The 19,567-nt window shown below is 66.3% G+C and carries 23 protein-coding genes; 16 read left to right on the top strand and 7 right to left on the bottom strand.

The window, feature by feature from the left end; genetic code table 11:
* Positions 1-11: 11 nt before the first annotated feature.
* On the top strand, positions 12-614 hold the full coding sequence (locus G3572_RS07810) for a LolA family protein (protein WP_164610499.1): 603 nt from the start codon (positions 12-14) through the stop codon (positions 612-614).
* A gap of 30 nt (positions 615-644) precedes the next feature.
* On the opposite strand, the gene G3572_RS07805 is transcribed toward G3572_RS07810, so the two are convergent.
* A complete protein-coding gene (locus tag G3572_RS07805; RefSeq protein ID WP_164610497.1) occupies positions 645-1,235 on the bottom strand; it encodes a transglycosylase SLT domain-containing protein in 591 nt (196 codons plus the stop codon).
* A 79-nt stretch (positions 1,236-1,314) separates the two neighbouring features.
* Positions 1,315-2,196 (bottom strand): AEC family transporter, encoded by an 882-nt coding sequence (locus G3572_RS07800; RefSeq protein ID WP_164610496.1) that lies wholly within the window; start codon positions 2,194-2,196, stop codon positions 1,315-1,317.
* A gap of 83 nt (positions 2,197-2,279) precedes the next feature.
* Between G3572_RS07800 and hspQ the strand changes: the two genes are divergently transcribed.
* The 10 genes from hspQ (at position 2,280) to rnr (ending at position 9,587) form a co-directional block, all read left to right on the top strand.
* Positions 2,280-2,606 carry a heat shock protein HspQ gene (hspQ, locus tag G3572_RS07795; RefSeq protein WP_118150182.1) on the top strand — a complete coding sequence of 109 codons (327 nt, stop codon included), beginning with the start codon at positions 2,280-2,282 and terminating at the stop codon, positions 2,604-2,606.
* 66 nt (positions 2,607-2,672) lie between these two features.
* A complete protein-coding gene (locus tag G3572_RS07790; protein ID WP_164610494.1) occupies positions 2,673-3,017 on the top strand; it encodes an STAS domain-containing protein in 345 nt (114 codons plus the stop codon).
* Entirely contained in the window at positions 3,007-3,453 is a 447-nt protein-coding gene (locus tag G3572_RS07785; RefSeq protein ID WP_164610492.1) for an ATP-binding protein, read from the top strand. The genes G3572_RS07790 and G3572_RS07785 overlap by 11 nt, the downstream gene beginning before the upstream one ends.
* A 349-nt stretch (positions 3,454-3,802) precedes the next feature.
* Positions 3,803-4,261 (top strand): GAF domain-containing protein, encoded by a 459-nt coding sequence (locus G3572_RS07780; RefSeq protein ID WP_164610490.1) that lies wholly within the window; start codon positions 3,803-3,805, stop codon positions 4,259-4,261.
* A gap of 12 nt (positions 4,262-4,273) precedes the next feature.
* Positions 4,274-5,170 (top strand): homocysteine S-methyltransferase family protein, encoded by an 897-nt coding sequence (locus tag G3572_RS07775; protein WP_164610488.1) that lies wholly within the window; start codon positions 4,274-4,276, stop codon positions 5,168-5,170.
* Entirely contained in the window at positions 5,167-5,856 is a 690-nt protein-coding gene (locus tag G3572_RS07770; protein ID WP_164610486.1) for an RluA family pseudouridine synthase, read from the top strand. Before G3572_RS07775 ends, G3572_RS07770 begins: the two co-directional genes overlap by 4 nt.
* Before the next feature lie 46 nt (positions 5,857-5,902).
* A complete protein-coding gene (gene pgsA, locus G3572_RS07765; RefSeq protein WP_164610484.1) occupies positions 5,903-6,571 on the top strand; it encodes a CDP-diacylglycerol--glycerol-3-phosphate 3-phosphatidyltransferase in 669 nt (222 codons plus the stop codon).
* Complete coding sequence (moaD, locus tag G3572_RS07760) at positions 6,568-6,819, top strand: molybdopterin converting factor subunit 1 (protein ID WP_164610483.1); 252 nt, start codon at positions 6,568-6,570, stop codon at positions 6,817-6,819. The genes pgsA and moaD overlap by 4 nt, the downstream gene beginning before the upstream one ends.
* 1 nt (position 6,820) lies before the next feature.
* Positions 6,821-7,261 (top strand): molybdenum cofactor biosynthesis protein MoaE, encoded by a 441-nt coding sequence (locus G3572_RS07755; RefSeq protein ID WP_164610481.1) that lies wholly within the window; start codon positions 6,821-6,823, stop codon positions 7,259-7,261.
* 76 nt (positions 7,262-7,337) lie between these two features.
* Entirely contained in the window at positions 7,338-9,587 is a 2,250-nt protein-coding gene (gene rnr / locus G3572_RS07750) for a ribonuclease R (protein WP_164610479.1), read from the top strand.
* Here the strand turns inward: rnr and rpoN are convergent.
* The gene (gene rpoN, locus G3572_RS07745; protein ID WP_164610477.1) at positions 9,584-10,831 is read right to left on the bottom strand and encodes an RNA polymerase factor sigma-54; all 1,248 of its coding nucleotides are present in this window, start codon (positions 10,829-10,831) and stop codon (positions 9,584-9,586) included. The genes rnr and rpoN overlap by 4 nt on opposite strands.
* A gap of 192 nt (positions 10,832-11,023) precedes the next feature.
* Between rpoN and selD the strand changes: the two genes are divergently transcribed.
* Positions 11,024-13,222: a selenide, water dikinase SelD gene (selD, locus tag G3572_RS07740; RefSeq protein WP_164611289.1), complete on the top strand. Its 2,199-nt coding sequence runs from the start codon at positions 11,024-11,026 to the stop codon at positions 13,220-13,222.
* Between the two features lie 65 nt (positions 13,223-13,287).
* Here selD and mnmH read toward each other — a convergent pair whose 3' ends face one another.
* Positions 13,288-14,334 (bottom strand): tRNA 2-selenouridine(34) synthase MnmH, encoded by a 1,047-nt coding sequence (gene mnmH, locus G3572_RS07735; RefSeq protein ID WP_164610475.1) that lies wholly within the window; start codon positions 14,332-14,334, stop codon positions 13,288-13,290.
* A 63-nt stretch (positions 14,335-14,397) separates the two neighbouring features.
* A complete protein-coding gene (locus G3572_RS07730; RefSeq protein ID WP_164610473.1) occupies positions 14,398-14,976 on the bottom strand; it encodes a DNA-3-methyladenine glycosylase I in 579 nt (192 codons plus the stop codon).
* A 135-nt stretch (positions 14,977-15,111) separates the two neighbouring features.
* On the opposite strand from G3572_RS07730, the gene G3572_RS07725 reads away from it, so the two are divergent.
* From G3572_RS07725 to phbB, 3 genes are all read left to right on the top strand, one after another.
* Positions 15,112-15,948: an EAL domain-containing protein gene (locus G3572_RS07725; RefSeq protein ID WP_164610471.1), complete on the top strand. Its 837-nt coding sequence runs from the start codon at positions 15,112-15,114 to the stop codon at positions 15,946-15,948.
* A gap of 128 nt (positions 15,949-16,076) precedes the next feature.
* Positions 16,077-17,249 carry an acetyl-CoA C-acetyltransferase gene (locus G3572_RS07720; RefSeq protein ID WP_164610469.1) on the top strand — a complete coding sequence of 391 codons (1,173 nt, stop codon included), beginning with the start codon at positions 16,077-16,079 and terminating at the stop codon, positions 17,247-17,249.
* Between the two features lie 103 nt (positions 17,250-17,352).
* A complete protein-coding gene (phbB, locus tag G3572_RS07715; protein WP_164610467.1) occupies positions 17,353-18,078 on the top strand; it encodes an acetoacetyl-CoA reductase in 726 nt (241 codons plus the stop codon).
* Positions 18,079-18,128: 50 nt separating this feature from the next.
* On the opposite strand, the gene G3572_RS07710 is transcribed toward phbB, so the two are convergent.
* A complete protein-coding gene (locus G3572_RS07710) occupies positions 18,129-18,443 on the bottom strand; it encodes an RSP_7527 family protein (protein WP_164610465.1) in 315 nt (104 codons plus the stop codon).
* A 17-nt stretch (positions 18,444-18,460) separates the two neighbouring features.
* Between G3572_RS07710 and yddG the strand changes: the two genes are divergently transcribed.
* Entirely contained in the window at positions 18,461-19,333 is an 873-nt protein-coding gene (yddG, locus tag G3572_RS07705; protein ID WP_164610463.1) for an aromatic amino acid exporter YddG, read from the top strand.
* Between the two features lie 2 nt (positions 19,334-19,335).
* On the opposite strand, the gene G3572_RS07700 is transcribed toward yddG, so the two are convergent.
* Entirely contained in the window at positions 19,336-19,503 is a 168-nt protein-coding gene (locus G3572_RS07700) for a YdcH family protein (RefSeq protein ID WP_118150195.1), read from the bottom strand.
* Positions 19,504-19,567 lie beyond the last annotated feature (64 nt).

Below are 19,567 nucleotides of genomic sequence, written 5' to 3'. Positions count from 1 at the left end.
ATATGAAGGCCATGAACCGTAGAACCGCCATATTGGCCCCGCTCGCCCTTTTCGCGCTTGGCGCCCCGGCTTTTGCCGCGCGGATTCCGCTGGCCGATCTGTCCGCCTATCTGAACAGCCTGACGACCGTGCAGGCCGATTTCACCCAGATCAATGCCGATGGCACCATCGCCACCGGCAAGCTGTTCATCCGGCGTCCGGGGCGAATCCGCTTTGAATACGCGCCGCCCGACCGCAGCCTTGTGATGGCGGGCGGCAGTCAGGTGGCGATCTTCGACGCGAAGTCGAACCAGCCGCCCGAGCAATATCCGCTGCGCCGCACGCCCTTGAACCTGATCCTTGCGGCCAATGTCGATCTGGGCCGCGCGCGCATGGTGGTGGGCCACCGCGAGGTGGAAAACACCACCCGCGTGATCGCGCAAGACCCTGAAAATCCGGCCTATGGCACGATCGAACTGGTGTTCACCGCCAATCCGGTGGAGCTGCGCCAGTGGATCATCACCGATGATGTGGGCAACAAGACCACGGTCGTTCTGGGCGAGATGATAAAGGGCGGGTCGATGCCGGCTTCCTACTTCGACATCACCGCCGAAACCGCCAAACGCTCGCGGTAACGGCGGGGTTGCTGCGGCTTTGCGGGCGGATCAGCGCCGCCCGCAGCTTGCCAGTTGCAGGGCATACATCTCGGACCGGCGCTGCACACGGCCTGCCACATCGACCAGCCAGGGCTTTGCCAGATAGCTTTGGCGGGCATAGCCGGTGCGGCCTTCGTGATAGGCAAGATACTGGTTGCGGGCGTCGGCCTTGGAGATGCCAAGCCGTTTCTCGCTCTGGTCCATATACCAGCCCATGAAATCGGTGGCATCGGCAATACGGTCGCGGCGCGCGCTGCGGCGGTTCTGCTCTTTCTGGTACTCCTCCCAGGTGCCGTCGAGCGCCTGCGAATAGCCATAGGCCGAGGATTGCCGCCCCATCGGAATGACCCCGAGCGCAAATCTGTGCGGGGTCTGGGCATTGCCGATGAATTTCGATTCCTGATGGATGGTGGCCATCTGGACATGGATGGGGATGCCCCACTTGCGTTCGGTGGCGCGCATCGCGTTCAGGTATTGCGGACGCTCTCGCACGATGGCGCAAGCGTTTTCCAGGTCACGGGGCGCCGAGAATTGACTGCTTCCGCCGCCACAGGCAGCCAGCAACAGCAACAGTATCGACGCGCGGAGAAGTCTGCTCATCTGCCCCTCGCACGTTTATCTTTATTGCGGCAAATCATAGGGCAAAAGCCGTGCGGGGGAAATGGGGCATGCGCGGGGTCTAGATCAGAAAACCGAGAGTGAGCGGTAAAGTGATGACCGCGAGCAGGGTTGACGCGATGACAAGTCCCGCGACGGCATCGGCATCGGCCCCGTATTTCTCGGCCAGCATGTAGGAGGTGACGGCAACGGGGGTGCTGACCTGCACGACAAGCACGGCAAAGCCCACCGGGTCGAGCGCGAAGAACCGCCCCACCGCCACGGCCACCGCGACGGTGAGCCCGCCGCGCATCAGCGACAGCCAGAGCGCCTGCCCCAGCCTGCCGGGGGTGAGCCGCGCGACCGCGACGCCAAGGGTGATGAGCATCATCGGAATGGCGATCTGGCCCAGCAGCGTGAGCGAATTCGTCAGCCAGACCGGGGTTTGCCACCCTTGCCACAGGAACAGCGCGCCCAGAAGCGTGGCCAGCATCGCCGGTTCCCTGACCACGCGCGTGACAGAGCCGCCGCCCGAGACGAGCCAGATGCCGAAGGTAAAGCTCCAGACCATCATCACCGCGAAGATGACGACGGCATAGCCCAGGCCCGCCTCGCCAAAGGCAAAGAGCGCGAGGGGAAGGCCCACGTTGCCGGTGTTGCCGAAGATCAGCGGCGCAAGATAGGTGCGCCGCTCCAGCCGCAGCAGTTTGACCACGCCCCAGAGGATCAGCGTAAGCGCGCCATAGGCGGCGATGGCGGCCAGAGTGACCGAGGTCAGCGCCTGCGGGTCCAGTTCGGCCTGCATCAGCGCGGTGAAGATCAGCGCCGGCACCGAGAGCGTCATCGACAGGCGTGTGATGAACTCCATCCGGTATTCATGGCCGGTGCGCACCCACAGATAGCCGATGAGCCCCAAGAGCCCCACGGGGGCCACGATTTCCAGCACTGTGAGGATAAGGACCACAGTTTGTTTCCCTGTATCGCCGCCTGTCAGGTGGACAAGGCACCGTCATCGGGATTAATAATCCTGACAAGGGGACGCAAGCTATGCTGAGATTAACGCCAAAATATCATCTTGGTCAGGTTTTGCGCCATCGCAAGCACCCGTTTCGCGGTGTTGTTTTCGATGTGGATGCGATGTTTTCCAATACCGACGAATGGTATGAGAACATTCCCGAAGAGAGCCGCCCGTCGAAAGACCAGCCGTTCTATCATCTGTTGGCCGAGAATGACCAAAGTTATTACGTCGCCTATGTGTCGGAGCAGAACCTCGTTCCCGACGAAACCGGCGAGCCTGTCGGCCATCCGGACCTGAGCGATCTGTTCGGCGATTTCGAGGACGGGCGCTATCCGCTCCAGTTCCAGTTGAACTGACGTTTGCGCATTGACCGATCGGTAACCTTTGGGGGCTAGCCTTGCCGCAGCAAGCGGAGGGCAAGCATGCAACTGGACTGCACCCAAACCCCTGACCTGATGATCGTCCATGTCCGCGAGGCGCGGATCGACGCGGCAGGGGCGATAGATTTCAAGGATCGGATGCGTGATCTTGTGACGGCAGAGGGGGGGCGTGTGCTGCTCGATCTGTCGCAGGTGACCTTTATCGACAGTTCCGGCCTTGGCGCCGTGGTGGCGGTGCGCAAGGCGCTGGGGCCCGAGCGGCCGCTGGAACTTGCGGGGCTCACACCGGCGGTGGAAAAGGTGTTCCGGCTGACGCGGATGGATACGGTGTTCACCATCCGCCCCGCCTTGTCCGATATCGCGGCTGGCACGCAGCATGCCCTGTGATATGGCGCGGCGGCGCACCCGCATTGTCATCCCGTCGGACCCTCTGGCGGTGCGGCAGGCGCTGTGCGCCCTGTTCGAACGGTTGCTTGCCGGGGCGATGACGGCAGATGCGCGCGACACCGCCCAGATCGTGCTGGCAGAGGCGCTGAACAACATTGTGGAACATGCCTATGCGCAGGCCCCCGGCGAGATCGAGGTGACGATTGACGTCTCGCCCGGCGGTCTGACCTGCCGGATCATGGATGCCGGATTGCCGCTGCCGGGGGGCGGTCTGCCCGAAGGCGAGGCTCCCGCCCTGCCTGCCGAAGGGGATTTGCCCGAGGGCGGCTTTGGCTGGCATTTGATTCGCGCCCTGTCCGAGGATCTGAACTATCGCCGCGAGGGGGAGCGTAACTTCCTGTCGTTCCGCATCTCGGCTCAACAGTATCCGCATTGAAGGCGCGATTGTTTCGCGCTTTTCAAAATTGACGCGAAAGCGCCCAACTTTCCCCCTAAAACCGGCGTCTGGTCTGCCGATAGTAGAAGGGTAGCTGCATAAAGCTTCCCTCGGCGCTGCGGGAAACGCCCCCACCCAGTCCGTGGCGTCGAGGTTCTTTATGCCGCTGCTTTCCCCATGTATGGTCTGGTTTCGAGAGCGTTGGAGCCCGCCGCCGCCGTGCCGCGTGGCCGCCGAGCCCCTGACGCGCCCGACTGCCTGCTTGGCGCGGTGCAAGCCGGTGTGCTAGGGGCAGGGGGAGAGGCGCGCCGAGGCGGCCCGCCGGACCACAAGATTTGGGATAGCGGAAATGACCCCCGATTATGAGACATTGCGCAGCGCCATCCTGTCGCTGACGCAGGGCGAAACTGACGCGGTGGCGCTGATGGCCACAGTGGCCTGCGAGGTGCATCATCACCACCCGCTCAGCGACTGGACAGGGTTCTACCGCGTGGTCGCGCCGGAACTGTTGAAGATCGGGCCGTATCAGGGCGGGCATGGCTGCCTTGTGATTCCGTTCTCGCGCGGAGTTTGCGGGGCGGTCGCGCGCACGGGGCAGGTGTTGAACGTGCCCGATGTCGAGGCCTTTCCCGACCATATCGCCTGTTCCTCCAGCACCCGGTCGGAACTGGTGCTGCCGGTCTGGAACGGGGCGGGCACCTTGCTGGGCGTGCTCGATCTGGACAGCAACACACCTGCGGCCTTTACCGCCGAGGATGAGGCATTCTTTACCGCGCTGCTTGCGGATGTGTTCCGCGACGCGGCCTGAAAGGACGGAACGATGGCACAGATCACCCTTCTGGACGGCGGCATGGGACAGGAACTGGTGGCGCGCTCGGGCGATGTGCCGACGCCGCTCTGGGCCACGCGGGTGATGATCGACCATCCGGGCATGGTGACGGCGATCCATGCCGATTACTTTGCCGCCGGGGCTTCGGTGGCCACCACCAACACCTATGCCATCCACCATGACCGCTTGGTGCGGTTCGATCTGGACCATCTGTTTCACGCGCTGCACCTGCGCGCGCTGGCCGAGGCGCATGAGGCGCGCGGCGCGCACGGGGGCGGGATGATTGCAGGCTCGATGGGGCCGCTGGTGGCCACCTATCGGCCCGAGGTGACAGAACCGGTGGCGGTCGCCGCGCCGAAATATGCCGAGATCGCCCGGATCCTCGGCCCGCATGTGGATGTGATCCTGTGCGAGACGATGGCGAGTGTCGAACAGGCCGAGGGCGCGGTGGCGGGCGCGCAGGCGGCGGGGCGGCCGGTCTGGCTGTCGGTGTCGGTCGATGACCATGACGGGGGCAAGTTGCGCTCGGGCGAGGCGGTGACGGAGCTTGCCGCGCTTGTCGCGCGATATCCGGTGGCGGCGGTGCTGGCCAATTGCTCGGTGCCCGAGGCGATGGGCGATGCGCTGGCGGGGATCAGGACACTGGGGCTGCCGTTTGGTGCCTATGCCAACGGGTTCACCCATATTTCCGGCAACTTCCTGAAGGATGCGCCGACGGTGGCGGAACTGACCCACCGCCATGACCTGACGCCGGAGAAATATGCCGCCTTTGCGATGGGGTGGGTCGAGATGGGGGCCACGATCGTGGGCGGGTGCTGCGAGGTGGGGCCGGCCCATATCCGCCATCTGGCAGAGTGCCTGCGCGCGGCGGGCCACACGATCCGATGACGCGGCGCAAGGTGCCCGATCACGCGCCCAGCCTGATCCCCGATTTCAGCTATGATCCGCCGGATGTGCCCTTGTCGGTGCTGCACGAGGATGCGCAGATTCTGGTGGTGGACAAGCCCGCCGGATTGCTGAGCGTTCCGGGCAAGCTGGAGGGGCGGCAGGATTGCCTGATCTCGCGCCTGATGGCGGAATATTGGGATGCGCTGGTGGTGCACCGGCTGGATTGCGACACCTCGGGCGTGATGATCTTTGCCCGCACGAAACAGGCGCAGGCCTTTCTGGGGCAGGAATTCGAGAAGCGGCGGGCGAAAAAGACCTATGTGGCGCGGGTCTGGGGCGTGATGGCAGAGGAGCGCGGCCATGTGGACCTGCCCTTGGGCAGCGACTGGCCGAACCGCCCGCGCCAGATGGTGGACCACGAAAGCGGTCGCCCCGCGCAGACTGATTGGGAGGTGATCGGGCGCAGCGAGACAGAGACGCGGGTGCGCCTGTCGCCGCTGACGGGGCGCAGCCACCAGTTGCGGGTGCATATGCTGGCGCTGGGCCATCCGATCATCGGGGATCAGATCTATGCCAGCGGCGCGGCGCGGGCGGCGGATCGGCTTATGCTGCATTCCGAGACCTTGCGGCTGCACCACCCGGCCAGCGGTGAGCTGGTCAGCTTTACCGCCCCGCCGCCCTTCTGAGCAAATCCGCTTTCCTCTGGCGCGAATATTGCGTTAAGCATCGGGCATGAGATGGACGCTGCCCAATATCCTGACGGTGATGCGCCTGATTGCGGCGCCCGGCGTCGCGATCATGTTCCTGTATTTCCATCGGCCCTGGGCGGACTGGTTCGCGCTGACGCTGTTCATCGTGGCCGCGATCACCGACTGGTTCGACGGCTATATCGCACGGCGCTGGCAGCAGGAATCGAAGTTCGGGGCCATGCTGGACCCGATTGCCGACAAGGCGATGGTGGTGATCGCTCTGGTCATCATCACCGGCTATTCGGGGATGAACCCGTGGCTGATCCTGCCTGTCACCCTGATCCTGTTCCGCGAGGTCTTTGTGTCGGGCCTGCGCGAGTTTCTGGGGGCCAAGGCGGGCTTGCTCAAGGTGACCAAGCTGGCCAAGTGGAAGACCACGGCGCAGATGATCGCGATTGCGGTGCTGTTCCTTGGCACCGGGCTGGAGCATCTGGAGGGGATCGCGCGGCGCGGCATGACGGCCGAACAATACGCCTCGCTCGTCTCGCAGGGGCTGGCGGACCCGCTGCGGTCTTGCGGCGCGCGGGGCTGTTCTTCGGTGGCAACGCTGGTGGGTCTGGCGCTGATCTGGGTGGCGGCTGTGCTGACGCTGATGACCGGATGGGATTATTTCCGCAAATCGCTGCCTTATCTCAAGGATGAAAAGCCGTGAAGCTCGAGGTGCTTTATTTCGCATGGGTGCGCGAGCGGATCGGCCTGCCGCGCGAGACGGTGCAGACCGAGGCCGCGACGGTCGCCGATCTGGTTGCCGAACTGGTCGCGCGCGAGGAGCGCTATGCGATGGCCTTTGCCGATCTGGCCAGCCTGCGGGTGGCGCTGGATCAGGAGCTTGGCAGTTTTGACGCGCCTTTGGCCGGGGTGCGCGAGATTGCGTTCTTCCCGCCGATGACGGGGGGCTGAGATGCGCCTGTCGGTTCAGGACGCGCCCTTCGATCTGGGGGCCGAGTCGCTGGCCTTTGCCAAGGGGGCGGCGGGCGCGGGGGCGGTGGTGACCTTCACCGGCATCGTGCGCGACAATGGCGGCAGCCTTTCGGCGATGGAGATCGAGCATTACCCCGGCATGACCGAGCGCGCCATCGCCGCGATCATGGAGCAGGCCGTGGCGCGCTGGGCGCTGGTGGATGCGCTGGTGATCCACCGTTACGGGCGGCTGGCGGGGGGAGAGATGATCATGATGGTCGCCACCGCCGCGCCGCACCGCGCCGATGCCTTTGCCGCCGCCGAGTTCCTGATGGATTACCTCAAGTCCCGCGCGCCGTTCTGGAAGAAGGAGCTTGGGCCGGACGGGGCATCCTGGGTTGCGGCCAAGGACGAGGACGAGGCCGCGCTGACCCGCTGGTAGCGCGCGGGCGCATTTGGGAAAGCTGCAAGCGGCAGGCGGCTTTCTTGCGCCTGCCGGGCGTGCTAGGGCTGGTGTCATGGAACAGATGCCCAGCAAAGAGCAGATCCTGCAATGGATCACCGATAACCCCGGCCTTTCGGCCAAGCGCGACATCGCCAAGGCCTTTGGCATCAAGGGGGCGGCGCGGATCGAGTTGAAGCGCATCCTTGGCGAATTGGCCGAGACGGGGGCGATTGCCAAGAAGGGCCGCAGCTATCGCGACCCCGAAGGCTTGCCGCCCGTCTCTATTCTGGTGATCACCGGACCGGATGCGCAGGGCGATGTCTTTGCCCGCCCGATGGAATGGACTGGCGAGGGCGAGGCCCCGCGCATCCTGTTCGTGCCGAAGAAGGGCGATCCGGCCCTTGCGGCGGGCGAGCGCATTCTGGCGCGGCTGTCGCCCGTGGATGTGGGCGAATACCAGTATGAGGCGCGGCTGATCCGCCATATCGGCACCAACCCCTTGCGGGTTCTGGGCGTGTTCCGCGCGGGGGCCGAGGGCGGTCGGATCGTGCCGATCGACAAGGGGCAGGACAAGGAATGGCGCGTCGGTCGCGACATGACTTTGGGTGCCAAGGATGGCGAGCTGGTCGAAGGCGAGGCGGTGGGGCGGCGCAACATGGGTCTGCCGCAGGCGCGGGTGACGGCGGTGCTGGGCGACCCGAGCGGGCCAAAGGCCGTCAGCCTGATCGCCATTCACCAGCATGGCATCCCCGACCAGTTTCCCGATGCGGTGATTGCCGAGGCCGACCGTGCGCAGCCTGCGCCGCTGGAGGGGCGCACCGATCTGCGCGACCTGCCGCTGTGCACCATCGACCCTGCCGATGCGCGCGACCGCGATGACGCGGTCTACGCCGAGCATGACACCGAGCCCGGCAATCCGGGCGGCTTTGTCGTCTGGGTCGCGATTGCCGATGTGGCCTATTATGTGCGCCCCGGCTCTGCCTTGGACCGCGAGGCGCGCAAGCGCGGCAATTCCACCTATTTCCCCGACAGGGTGGTGCCGATGTTGCCCGATGTGCTGTCGGGCGATCTGTGTTCCCTGCACCAGCATGTGGACCGCGCCTGTATTGCGGTGCGGATGCGGCTGGATGCGCAGGGGGCCAAGATCAGCCACCGTTTCGTGCGCGGCATGATGCGGTCGGTCGCCAGCCTGAGCTATGAGCAGGTGCAGGCGGCGGTGGATGGCAACCCCGACGCTGTGACCGCGCCGCTGCTGGAGGGCGTGCTGCGCCCGCTTTATGCGGCCTATGCCGCGACAAAGCACGCCCGCGCGCTGCGCCAGCCGCTGGATCTGGACCTGCCGGAGCGGCGGATCGAACTGTCGGAGGCGGGCGAGGTCACCTCGGTCTCGTTCAAGGAGCGGTTCGACGCGCACCGGCTGATCGAGGAGTTCATGATCCTTGCCAATGTGGCGGCGGCGGAAGAACTGGTGCGGCTGAAGCGGCCCTTGCTGTTCCGCGTGCATGAGGAGCCGACGCCCGAAAAGCTGGACGCGCTGCGCGAGGTGGCCGAAGCCTCGGGCTTTGTGCTGGCCAAGGGGCAGGTGCTGCAGACGCGGCACCTGAACACGCTGCTGGCGGCGGCGCAGGGCACCGAGTTTGACGAATTGCTGAACATCACCACCCTGCGCAGCATGACGCAGGCCTATTACTTCCCGCAGAACTTCGGCCACTTCGGTCTGGCGTTGAAGAATTACGCGCATTTCACCAGCCCCATCCGGCGCTATTCCGACCTGATCGTGCACCGCGCGCTGATTGCCGGGCATGGCTGGGGCAAGGACGGGCTTTCGGCGCAGGATATCGAGACGCTGGACGAGACGGCGAAGCTGATTTCCGACAGCGAACGGCGCAGCATGGCGGCCGAGCGCGACACCACCGACCGCTATCTGGCCGCCTATCTGGCCGAGCGGGTCGGGGCAGAGTTCACCGGACGGATTTCGGGGGTGCAGCGGTTCGGGCTGTTCGTCAAGCTGGATGAAACCGGGGCTGACGGGTTGATCCCGGTGCGCAGCATCGGGCGCGAGTTCTTCCATTTCGATCAGGACAGCCAGACGCTGACCGGCGCCGACACCGGCATGACCATCGGCATCGGCCAGCGGGTGACGGTGCGGCTGGCCGAGGCGATTCCGGTCACGGGGGGCATCACGCTTGACCTGCTGGAGATCGAGGGGGGCGCGATGCCGCGCGCTGCGCCGCGCAAGGGGCGGTTCAACCCGCGCAAGCCGGGGCAGGCGGCGGCGCGCGAGGGCAAGCTGAAACGCAAGCTGGTGCGCAAGCGGCGCTAGGATTTCCGCCGGCGATGGGCGGGGGGGATGCGCAGGTCGGCGCGGTATTTCGCGACCGTCCGCCGCGAGAGCGCAGCGCCCTCGGTGCAAAGCGCATCGGCCAGCGCCGCGTCTGACAGCGGCTGCGCGGCATCTTCCTCGGCGATGAGCCGCGCGAGTCGGGTGCGCAGGGCGGCGGCGGCGGTATCGGCCCCCATGTCGGGCGAGAACAGGCGGCGCAGCCACCATGTGCCATGCGGGGTATCGACAGAGGTTCCGGCAACCACGCGGCTGATGGTCGATTTGTGCAGGCCAAGCGTGTCGGCGATGGTCTGCATGGTGAGCGGACGCAGCGCCGAGGGGCCTTGGGCCAGCGCCGCCTGCTGATGCGTCAGGATCGCGCGGGCCACCGCGAGAAGGGTGGTGTTGCGCGTCTCGATCAGGCGCATCACCTCCCGCGCGCGGGGGGCCCCTTCGGCCTCGGGGTCGATGGCGAGCGCGGGCAGCGAGGATTTGTTGAGCGAGACGAGCCACCCCGCTTCTCCCTCGCGCGCGATCAGGTCTGGTTCGCGCTGCGGGCTGGCGATGGCGGCAAAGCTGGCCCCCGGTTTGGGATTGAAGCTGCGGATCACGCGGAAATGGTGGTGCAGCAGCGCCTCGGGCGCGCCCGATAGCCGCGAGAGCGCCGCCCAATCGCCCGAAGCCACCAGATCGAGCCTGCCCAGCATCTGGTCCAGCACCGGATCCAGCACCTCGGCCTCTTGCGCTTGCAGGCGCAGGCATTCGGCGAGATTGCGGGCGAAAAGGCCGGGCGGGTCGATGCGCTGGAGGCGCACGAGCACCGCTTCCACCGCGCTTTCGCTCACTTCAAGTTCGGCGGCAATGTCCGCCAGCGGGCGGCCCAGCCAGCCCGAGGGTTCCAGTGCATCGGCCAGCGCCATTGCGATGTCGCGTTCGGACGGGGTGCTGACCAGATCGGGAATCGCGGCCAGAACATGGGCGATCAGGCTTGGCCCGTGCGCCGCCAGCGCGGCCAGTTCGTCGGGGCCGCTGTGGGGCAGAACACCCGTCCAGCGGGGAAGCCATTCGCCCGCCGGTGGCAAGACAGGTTGCAGGGTCAGCGCGGGTGTCTCGGCGGCCTGTTCTTCGAGATATTGCGTCAGGCCCGCCGCATCGGCGCGCAGCACCTGGAGCGCCGCCTGCAAGCCTGTGCTGAGGTGCAGACGCTGGGTCTGGCTGACGGTAAGTTTCGAGCGCACATCCATGCGGGGCAGAGTATGGCGGCAGGGCGTGGCGCGGCAAGCCGATTGCCGCTGCTGCGGCACCCTGCCGCCAAGCGCGCCGATTTGCGCGGCAGATGGTCCGCCCCCCGCAGTCCCCTCTGCCCCCCCCCTCGCGCTTGCGGCTGGCTGCGCGTAGGGTCGGGCAGACCGCAACAGAAAGTGTGCCCTGTCATGATGCCCTTGCCGCCGCTTCCCCTGACCCGCGATATCGTGCTGATCGGCGGCGGGCATGCGCATGCGCTGGTGCTGCGCGGCTGGGCGATGGACCCGCTGGCGGGCGCGCGGATCACGCTGGTCAACCCCGGCCCTGTCGCCCCGTATACCGGCATGTTGCCGGGGGCGATTGCGGGGCATTACAGCCGCGAGGAGATGATGATCGATCTGGTGCGCCTGGCGCGGTTTGCGGGGGCGCGGCTGGTGCTGGACCGTGCCTGCGCGATCGACCGCAGCGCGCGGGAGGTGGTGCTGCACTCGGGGCGGCGGCTGCGCTATGATGTGGCCTCGCTCGATATCGGGATCGCCTCTGATCTGCCCGAAGTGCCGGGCTATGCCGAGCACGGGGTTTCGGCCAAGCCCCTCGGGGCCTATGCCGCACGCTGGGAGAGCTTTGTGGCCACCTGCGCGCAAGACCCCGCCTTGGTCATCATCGGGGCGGGCGTGGGCGGGGTGGAACTCGCAATGGCCTCGGCGCATCGGCTGCGCGCGGCGGGCAAGACCCCGCGCATCACGCTGCTGGACCGGGGGGCAGAGCCGTTGCAGGGTGTCTCGGCGGGGGCGCGGCGCAGCCTGCTGGCGGCGCTGGAGGCGGCGGGCGTGACGCTGATCCTGCAGGCCAGCCCGGCCGAGGTGCTGGCCGATGCGGTGGTGCTGGAGGACGGGCGGCGGCTGGCGTCGTCGTTCACGCTGTCGGTGGCGGGGGCGCGCCCGCAGGACTGGCTGGCAGGGACGGGGCTGGATCTGGCGGCGGGCTTTGTCGCGGTGGGGTCGACGCTGCAAAGCTCGGACCCGTCGATTTTCGCGGCGGGTGACTGCGCCCATATGCGCCACGCCCCCCGCCCCAAGGCCGGCGTTTTCGCGGTGCGGCAGGCCCCTGTGCTGCGGCACAATCTGCGCGCCGCCGTCTCGGGCGGGGTCATGCGCCACTATGCGCCGCAGCGCGATTACCTGAAGCTGGTGTCGATGGGTGACAGGCGCGCGGTGGCCGACAAGTTCGGGCTGCGCACGGGCGGCGCGTGGCTGTGGCGGGTCAAGGACCGGATCGACGCGAAGTTCATGGCGAAGTTCTCGGATTATCCCGAGATGCCGCGCCCCGCGTTGCCGAAGGTTCACGCCAAAGGCTTGCCCGAGGCTTTGGGCGACAAGCCGATGTGTGGCGGCTGCGGGGCAAAGGTGGGGGCGGGGGCCTTGGGCGCGGCGCTGGCGGACCTGCCCGCGCCACGGCGGGCCGATGTGCTGTCGGGGCGCGGCGATGATGCGGCGCTCTTGCGGCTGGGCGGGCAGCAGCAGGTGATCACCACCGATCATCTGCGCGCCTTTGTCAGCGATCCGGCGCTGATGGCGCGGCTGGCGGCGGTGCATGCGCTGGGCGACATCTGGGCGATGGGGGCAGAGCCGCAGGCGGCGCTGGCGCAGATCACCCTGCCGCGCCTGTCCGAGACCCTTCAGGCCGATATGCTGGCCGAGGTGATGCGCGCCGCCGCCGACGTGTTCCGCGCTGCCGGGGCCGATGTGGTGGGGGGCCATTCATCGGTGGGGGACGAACTGACGCTGGGGTTTACGGTGACGGGCGTTCTGGAAGGTGCGGCGCTGCACAAGGGCGGGGCACAGCCCGGCGATGTGATCGTGCTGACCAAGCCCTTGGGCAACGGTGTGGTTCTGGCCGCCGAAATGGCGCGGGTGCGGGCGGCCCGCGGTGGGCCGATGCTGGGAGAGGTCTGGGCAAGCTGCATCGAGAGCATGGCGCGGCCCCTCGGGACCGCGGCGGCGATCCTGCGCGGCAAGGCGCGGGCGATGACGGATGTCACCGGCTTCGGGCTGGCGGGGCATCTTTGGGAGATGCTGGAGCCGTCGGGGCTTGGCGCGGACCTGTCCCTTGCCGCGCTGCCCGTCTTGCCGGGGGCCGAGGGGCTGGCGGCGCAGGGCGTCGCCTCCAGCCTTGCGCCCGAGAACCGCGCGGCGCTGGACTGGCAGGTGGAGGGCGGGACGGGGCCGAGGCGGGATCTGCTGTTTGACCCGCAGACCTGCGGTGGCCTGCTGGCCTGCCTGCCCGAGGCCGATGCGGAGGCCACGCTGGCCGCGCTGGCGGCGGCGGGCGAGCCGGCGGTGCGGATCGGCCGCGTCGTGGCGGGGCCGGCGCGGATCCGGCTGGTCTGAACGCGCGGGGCTGTCGTCGGGCGCTCCGCGCGGGAGCAGTTGGAAAGCGTGCAAGACGCGGGAGGTCAGCGCCGCGGCAGCGCCTCGGCAATGCGCCGCGCGAGATCGGGCAGCGCCTCGGGATCGAGGCTGGTCGTGGCGATCTCGGCCAGCGGCGGGGCGCTGCGGGCGCGGTGCTTGGCGTAGCGCGGATCGTAATGGCGCTGCATCAGCCCGCTGGCCAGGTCGGTGAACTGGCCGGTGGCGGCAAGCCGGTGCCAGTCAGTGATCACCTCGGCGGGGTGCGAGGGCTTGAGCCAGTCGAGCACCTGTGCGAGCCGCTGCGGATCGGCGGCGATATCGGCATAGGTGCGGGCCAGATAGCGGGCGCGCGCGTCAAGCGGGGCGTCGAGCGCAAGGCGCGGGGCGCCCTGCATGGCGCGCCACAGGCTGGGGGGCAGGCTGAGGCGGCCGATGCGGGAGCTTTCCGCCTCGATCACCACAGGGCGGGCCGGATCGAGCCGTGCGATGGCCAGCGCCAGCCGCCCTTCGAAGCTGCGCTGCGAAGGCTGCGGTCCGGTTGCGCCGAACACCGAGCCGCGATGCTGTGCCAGCGCCTCGAGATCGAGCACCTGCACCCCGCAGGCGGGCAGATGGGCCAGCACCTCGGTCTTGGCGGTGCCGGTGTTGCCGTCGAGCACGATGACGGGGCAGGGAAAGGGCGTGTCCTGCAGGGCGGTGACCACCAGCTTGCGCCAGCTTTTGTAGCCACCGGCGAGCGTCTGCACCCGCCAGCCGATCTGCGACAGGATGGTGGCGAAAGAGCCTGACCGCTGGCCGCCGCGCCAGCAATAGACCAGCGGTTGCCATCCGCCGGGGCGGTCTGCGAGCGGCCCCATCAGATGCGCGGCGGCGTTCCGTGCCACCAGCGCCGCGCCCAGCTTGCGCGCATCGAAGGGCGAGACCTGTTTGTAGAGCGTGCCGACGCGGGCGCGTTCGGCATCGTCGAGCACGGGGAGCGAGATGGCGCCGGGCAGGTGGTCATCGGCATATTCGGCGGGCGCCCGCACGTCGATGATGTCATCGAAGCGCAAGGCCAGCACATCGGCAAGAGAGGTCAGTTCTATGGCCATCGCGATCTCCGGGACCGGGCAAGCAATAACGGCTTGGCGGGCGGGCGCAAGTGGGGCGGGGTGTCAGCCCTTGGCCAGTCTGGCGTGGCAGGGGCAGGTGACCAGATGATCGTTCACCATGCCCGTCGCCTGCATGAAGGCATAGACGATGGTGGGGCCGCAAAAGCTGAACCCCTCGGCCTTGAGCGCCTTGGACATGGCCTGAGAGGTGGCGGTCTGGGCGGGCACCTGCGACAGGCTTTGCCAGTGGTTCTGCTGCACCTTGCCGTCCTGAAACCCCCAGATGAAAGGCGCAAATCCTTCGCGCTGTTCGATGCGCAGATAGGATTGCGCCGCGCGGATGGTGCCTTCGATCTTGCCGCGATGGCGCACGATTCCGGGGTTTGCCAGCAGGCGGGCGACATCCTCTTCGCCCCAATGGGCAATGATCTCGGGGCGGAAGCCTGCGAAGGCCTGCCGGAAATTGTCACGCTTTTTCAGGATCGTGATCCAGCTCAGTCCGGCCTGAAAGCCATCGAGGATCAGCTTTTCCCACAGGGCGCGGCCATCGCGTTCGGGCACGCCCCATTCATGATCATGGTAATCCACGTAAATCTGTTCCGTGCCGCACCAGCCGCAGCGCGTTTGTGCCCCGCCGTCCATGTCCCGCCCCCGTTGTCGCCGCAGGCCCGCGCATGGCGGGCCGATTGGCGACAATTGGAACAAAATGCGAAACTTTACGCAAGCTTTACCCCGCTGGCGGCATCTTCGGCCGGTAGGAAGCGAAGGGGGTGCGGTATGGCGCAAGACGGGTTCCCGCCAGAGGAGGTGCCGCCGACGATGGCCAGCCCCCTTGTCTATGCGGTGTCGCAAAATGATCGGCAGACCATCGCGATGGTGCGCGAGGCGCTGCGCACGGGCCGCTTGCGGCTGGCCTATCAGCCGGTTGTGCTGTCGGCCGATACGGGCCGCATCGCCTTTCACGAAGGGCTGATGCGGGTGCTGGACCCGACGGGGCGCACGATTCCGGCGCGCGATTTCATGGGCGCGGTCGAGGCGCAGGACATTGGCCGCGAAATCGACTGCGCCGCGCTGACGATGACGCTGGCCACGCTGGTGCGCGAGCCGCAGGTGCGGCTGTCGGTGAACATGTCGGCACGGTCCATCGGCTACCCCAAATGGCTGTCGATCCTGCGCAATGCCCTGCGCAAACATGCCGGACTGGGAGAGCGGCTGATCCTCGAGGTCACCGAAAGCTCGGCCATGCTGGTGCCGGAACTGGTGGTCGCCTTCATGCGGGATCTGCAGGCCGACGGGGTAGCCTTTGCGCTGGACGATTTCGGGGCGGGCTATACCGCCATCCGCTATTTCAAGGATTTCTCCTTCGACATCCTGAAGATTGACGGGCAGTTCATCCGCAACATCCATGCCGACCCCGACAATCAGGTGCTGACGGCGGCGCTTCTGGCGATCGGGCGGCAGTTTGACATGCTGTGTGTCGCGGAATCGGTCGAAACGCTGGCCGATGCCACCTATCTGCAGGCGCTGGGCGTGGATTGCCAGCAGGGCTATCTGTTCGGCGCGCCCACGCTTCAGCCCGATTTCAGCGGGGCTGCCGCGCGCCGCACGGCCTGACGGCGGATATCTTGACGCAGGGTCAGATTGGTGACGCAAGAATCTTGCGCTTTGCGGCACAGCGGCTTAGGTCAAAAGAGAAGGCAGGGGAAGGCCCGCTGCCGCCTTGGCCAAGGGAGAAAGATCACATGACCAATGTCGTAATCGTTGCTGCAGGGCGCACCGCGGTTGGCAGCTTCAACGGCGCTTTTGCCAATGTGCCGGCGCATGATCTGGGGGCCGCCGTGATCGCGGGCGTGATCGAACGCGCGGGCATCGACAAGGCCGAGGTGGAAGAAACCATTCTGGGGCAGGTGCTGACCGCGGGTCAGGGCCAGAATCCGGCGCGGCAGGCCCATATCAAGGCCGGTCTTGCGAAAGAGGCGAGCGCATGGTCGCTCAACCAGGTCTGCGGGTCGGGCCTGCGGGCGGTGGCCTTGGGCGCGCAGCATGTGCAACTGGGCGATGCGCGCATCGTGGTCGCCGGCGGTCAGGAAAACATGAGCCTTGCCCCCCATGTCGCGCATCTGCGGGCGGGGCAGAAGATGGGCGATCTGAACTTCATCGACAGCATGATCCGCGACGGGCTTTGGGATGCCTTCAACGGCTATCACATGGGCCAGACCGCCGAGAATGTTGCCAACCAGTGGCAGATTTCGCGCGACATGCAGGACGAATTCGCGCTGGCCAGCCAGAACAAGGCCGAAGCCGCGCAAAAGGCGGGCAAGTTCAAGGACGAGATCATCGGCTACACCGTCAAGACCCGCAAGGGCGACATCGTGGTGGATCAGGACGAATACATCCGCCACGGCGCGACGCTGGACAGCATGGCCAAACTGCGCCCCGCCTTCACCAAGGATGGCACTGTCACGGCGGGCAATGCCTCGGGCCTGAACGACGGGGCGGCGGCGGTGCTGCTGATGACCGAGGAAGAGGCTGCCAAGCGCGGGCTGACCGTGATTGCGCGCATCGCCTCCTATGCGACCGCCGGGCTTGATCCGTCGATCATGGGTGTGGGGCCGATCCACGCCTCGCGCAAGGCGCTGCAAAAGGCGGGCTGGTCGGTGGGCGACCTCGATCTGGTCGAGGCGAACGAGGCCTTTGCCGCACAGGCCTGTGCCGTGAACAAGGACATGGGCTGGAACCCCGAGATCGTGAACGTCAACGGCGGCGCGATTGCCATCGGCCACCCGATCGGGGCCTCGGGCTGCCGCATCCTGAACACGCTGCTGCATGAAATGGCGCGGCGCGATGCCAAGAAGGGCCTTGCCACGCTGTGCATCGGCGGCGGCATGGGCGTTGCCATGTGCCTTGAGCGCTGATCGGTTTTATTGCTGCGATTGCAAAATGGGCGCGCAATAATCTTGCGCGCCCATCGTGTTGACGATACGTATATTTCAAGAAATGCCAGATAAGGAGGATACCATGGCGCGTGTTGCATTGGTTACGGGGGGGTCGCGCGGGATTGGCGCGGCGATTTCCGTAGCGCTCAAGGCCGCTGGCTATACTGTTGCCGCCAATTACGCCGGCAATGACGAGGCTGCGGCCAAGTTCACCGCCGAAACCGGGATCAAGACCTACAAGTGGTCGGTTGCCGACTATGACGCCTGCGCCGAAGGCATCAAGCAGGTGGAGGCCGATCTGGGCCCGGTCGACGTGCTGGTGAACAATGCAGGCATCACGCGCGACGCCATGTTCCACAAGATGACCCCCGCCCAGTGGAAAGAGGTGATCGACACCAACCTGACAGGGCTGTTCAACATGACCCATCCGCTGTGGTCGGGGATGCGTGACCGCAAGTTTGGCCGCGTCATCAACATCTCGTCGATCAACGGGCAGAAAGGGCAGGCGGGGCAGGCCAACTACTCCGCCGCGAAATCGGGCGATCTGGGCTTTACCAAGGCGCTGGCGCAAGAAGGCGCACGCGCGGGCATCACCGTGAACGCGATCTGCCCGGGCTATATCGGCACCGAAATGGTGCGCGCGATTGACGAGAAGGTGCTGAACGAGCGCATCATCCCGCAAATCCCCGTGGGGCGTCTGGGCGAGCCCGAGGAAATCGCGCGCTGCGTGGTCTTTCTGGCCGCCGAGGAAGCGGGCTTCATCACCGGTGCCACGATCAGCGCGAATGGCGGCCAGTTCTTCGTCTGATCCGGCGCGAAAAAAGAAAGGGCCGTCCCGATCGGGGCGGCCCTGTTCTGTCAGGCTTTTGCCACGCCGCGCAAAGCAGGCTTGCGGCGGAAAAAGCTGATGATGCTATGCATCAGGTCTGCCATCGCCTGCGCACGCAACTGGCGCGCTTCACGCATGATGGCATCGTGGTCAATCTTTACGCTTTGTTCCGACATCGGACATTTCCTTTTGGATCTGTCCTCCCTGCCCTGAAAAATGCCTGTTGCGACAGGTGTTTGCAACAAAAGAGTCCATGCGTTTTCTGCATTGCCGCTGCCCGCAAACTGCAAGCGCGGGGCTTGACCTTGGCCTGCCGCTGGCATCAGGTCGGCGGGGAAAAGCATCGGACAGAGGCAGCATCGTGACGACAGGACGGGCCACGGCCATCGGGTTTTCCGCCATTCTGATGTGGGCGCTGTTGGCGCTTTTCACCATCGGCTCGGCTCCGGTGCCGCCTTTTCTGCTCAATGCGCTGTGCTTTGGCATCGGGGGCGGGATCGGCCTGATCTGGACAGCGCGGCGGGGGTTCGGTGTGCTGCGGGGCGTTCCGTGGAAGGTCTATGCCTTCGGCACGCTGGGGCTGTTCGGTTATCATTTCCTCTATTTCACCGCCTTTCGCATCGCGCCTACTGCCGAGACAGGGCTGATCGCCTATCTGTGGCCGCTGTTCATCGTGCTGTTTTCCGGCCTGCTTCCCGGCGAGCGGTTGCGCCCGCTGCATATCGTCGGCGCGCTGATCGCCTTTGGCGGGGCGGCGCTGATCGTGCTGCGGGGCGGGGTCGATCCGGGTGGCGCCTCGGCCCCCGGCCTGCTTTTGGGCTTTGCCTGCGCGATCACATGGGCGGCCTATTCGGTGGTATCGCGCCGCTTGGGCGAGGTGCCGACCGAAACGGTCACCGTGTTCTGCCTTGCGACGGCGGTGCTGTCGCTGGTGGCACATCTGGCGCTGGAACAGACGGTCTGGCCTGACGGGGCCCTGGGCTGGCTGGCGGTGCTGGCCTTGGGGCTTGGCCCGGTGGGGGCGGCGTTTTTCACATGGGACATCGGGATGAAAAAAGGCGACATCCAGCTTCTGGGTGTCGCCTCTTATGCTGCGCCCTTGTTGTCGACGCTGGCGCTGATTGCCGCCGGAATCACGCCCGCAACCCCCGTCATCGGTGTGGCGGCTGTGCTGATCGCGGGCGGTGCTGCCTTGGCAGCGCGCGCCAGCGCCGCCAAGGCAAAATCAACCTGAGATCACGCCTGCATCAGGCGGGTGATTTCCTCTTTCAATTTCATTTTCTGCTTTTTCATATCCGCGATTTTCAGAGCATCCGTTGCCGGACTGCGCTGCTCACGCTCCACCTGTTCCGAGAGGTGCTCATGCTTGCGGCGCAGTTCCTGCAGGTGCGAAGCAACGGTCATCTTAACCCTCCTGTAATCGGTTCCAATATGACGATTGCACCACAAGACCCGAGTCGTGTCGCCC

The sequence above is a fragment of the Pseudotabrizicola algicola genome (assembly GCF_010915705.1).
Classification (GTDB): domain Bacteria; phylum Pseudomonadota; class Alphaproteobacteria; order Rhodobacterales; family Rhodobacteraceae; genus Pseudotabrizicola; species Pseudotabrizicola algicola.
This window is presented reverse-complemented; position numbering and strand designations above follow the sequence as displayed.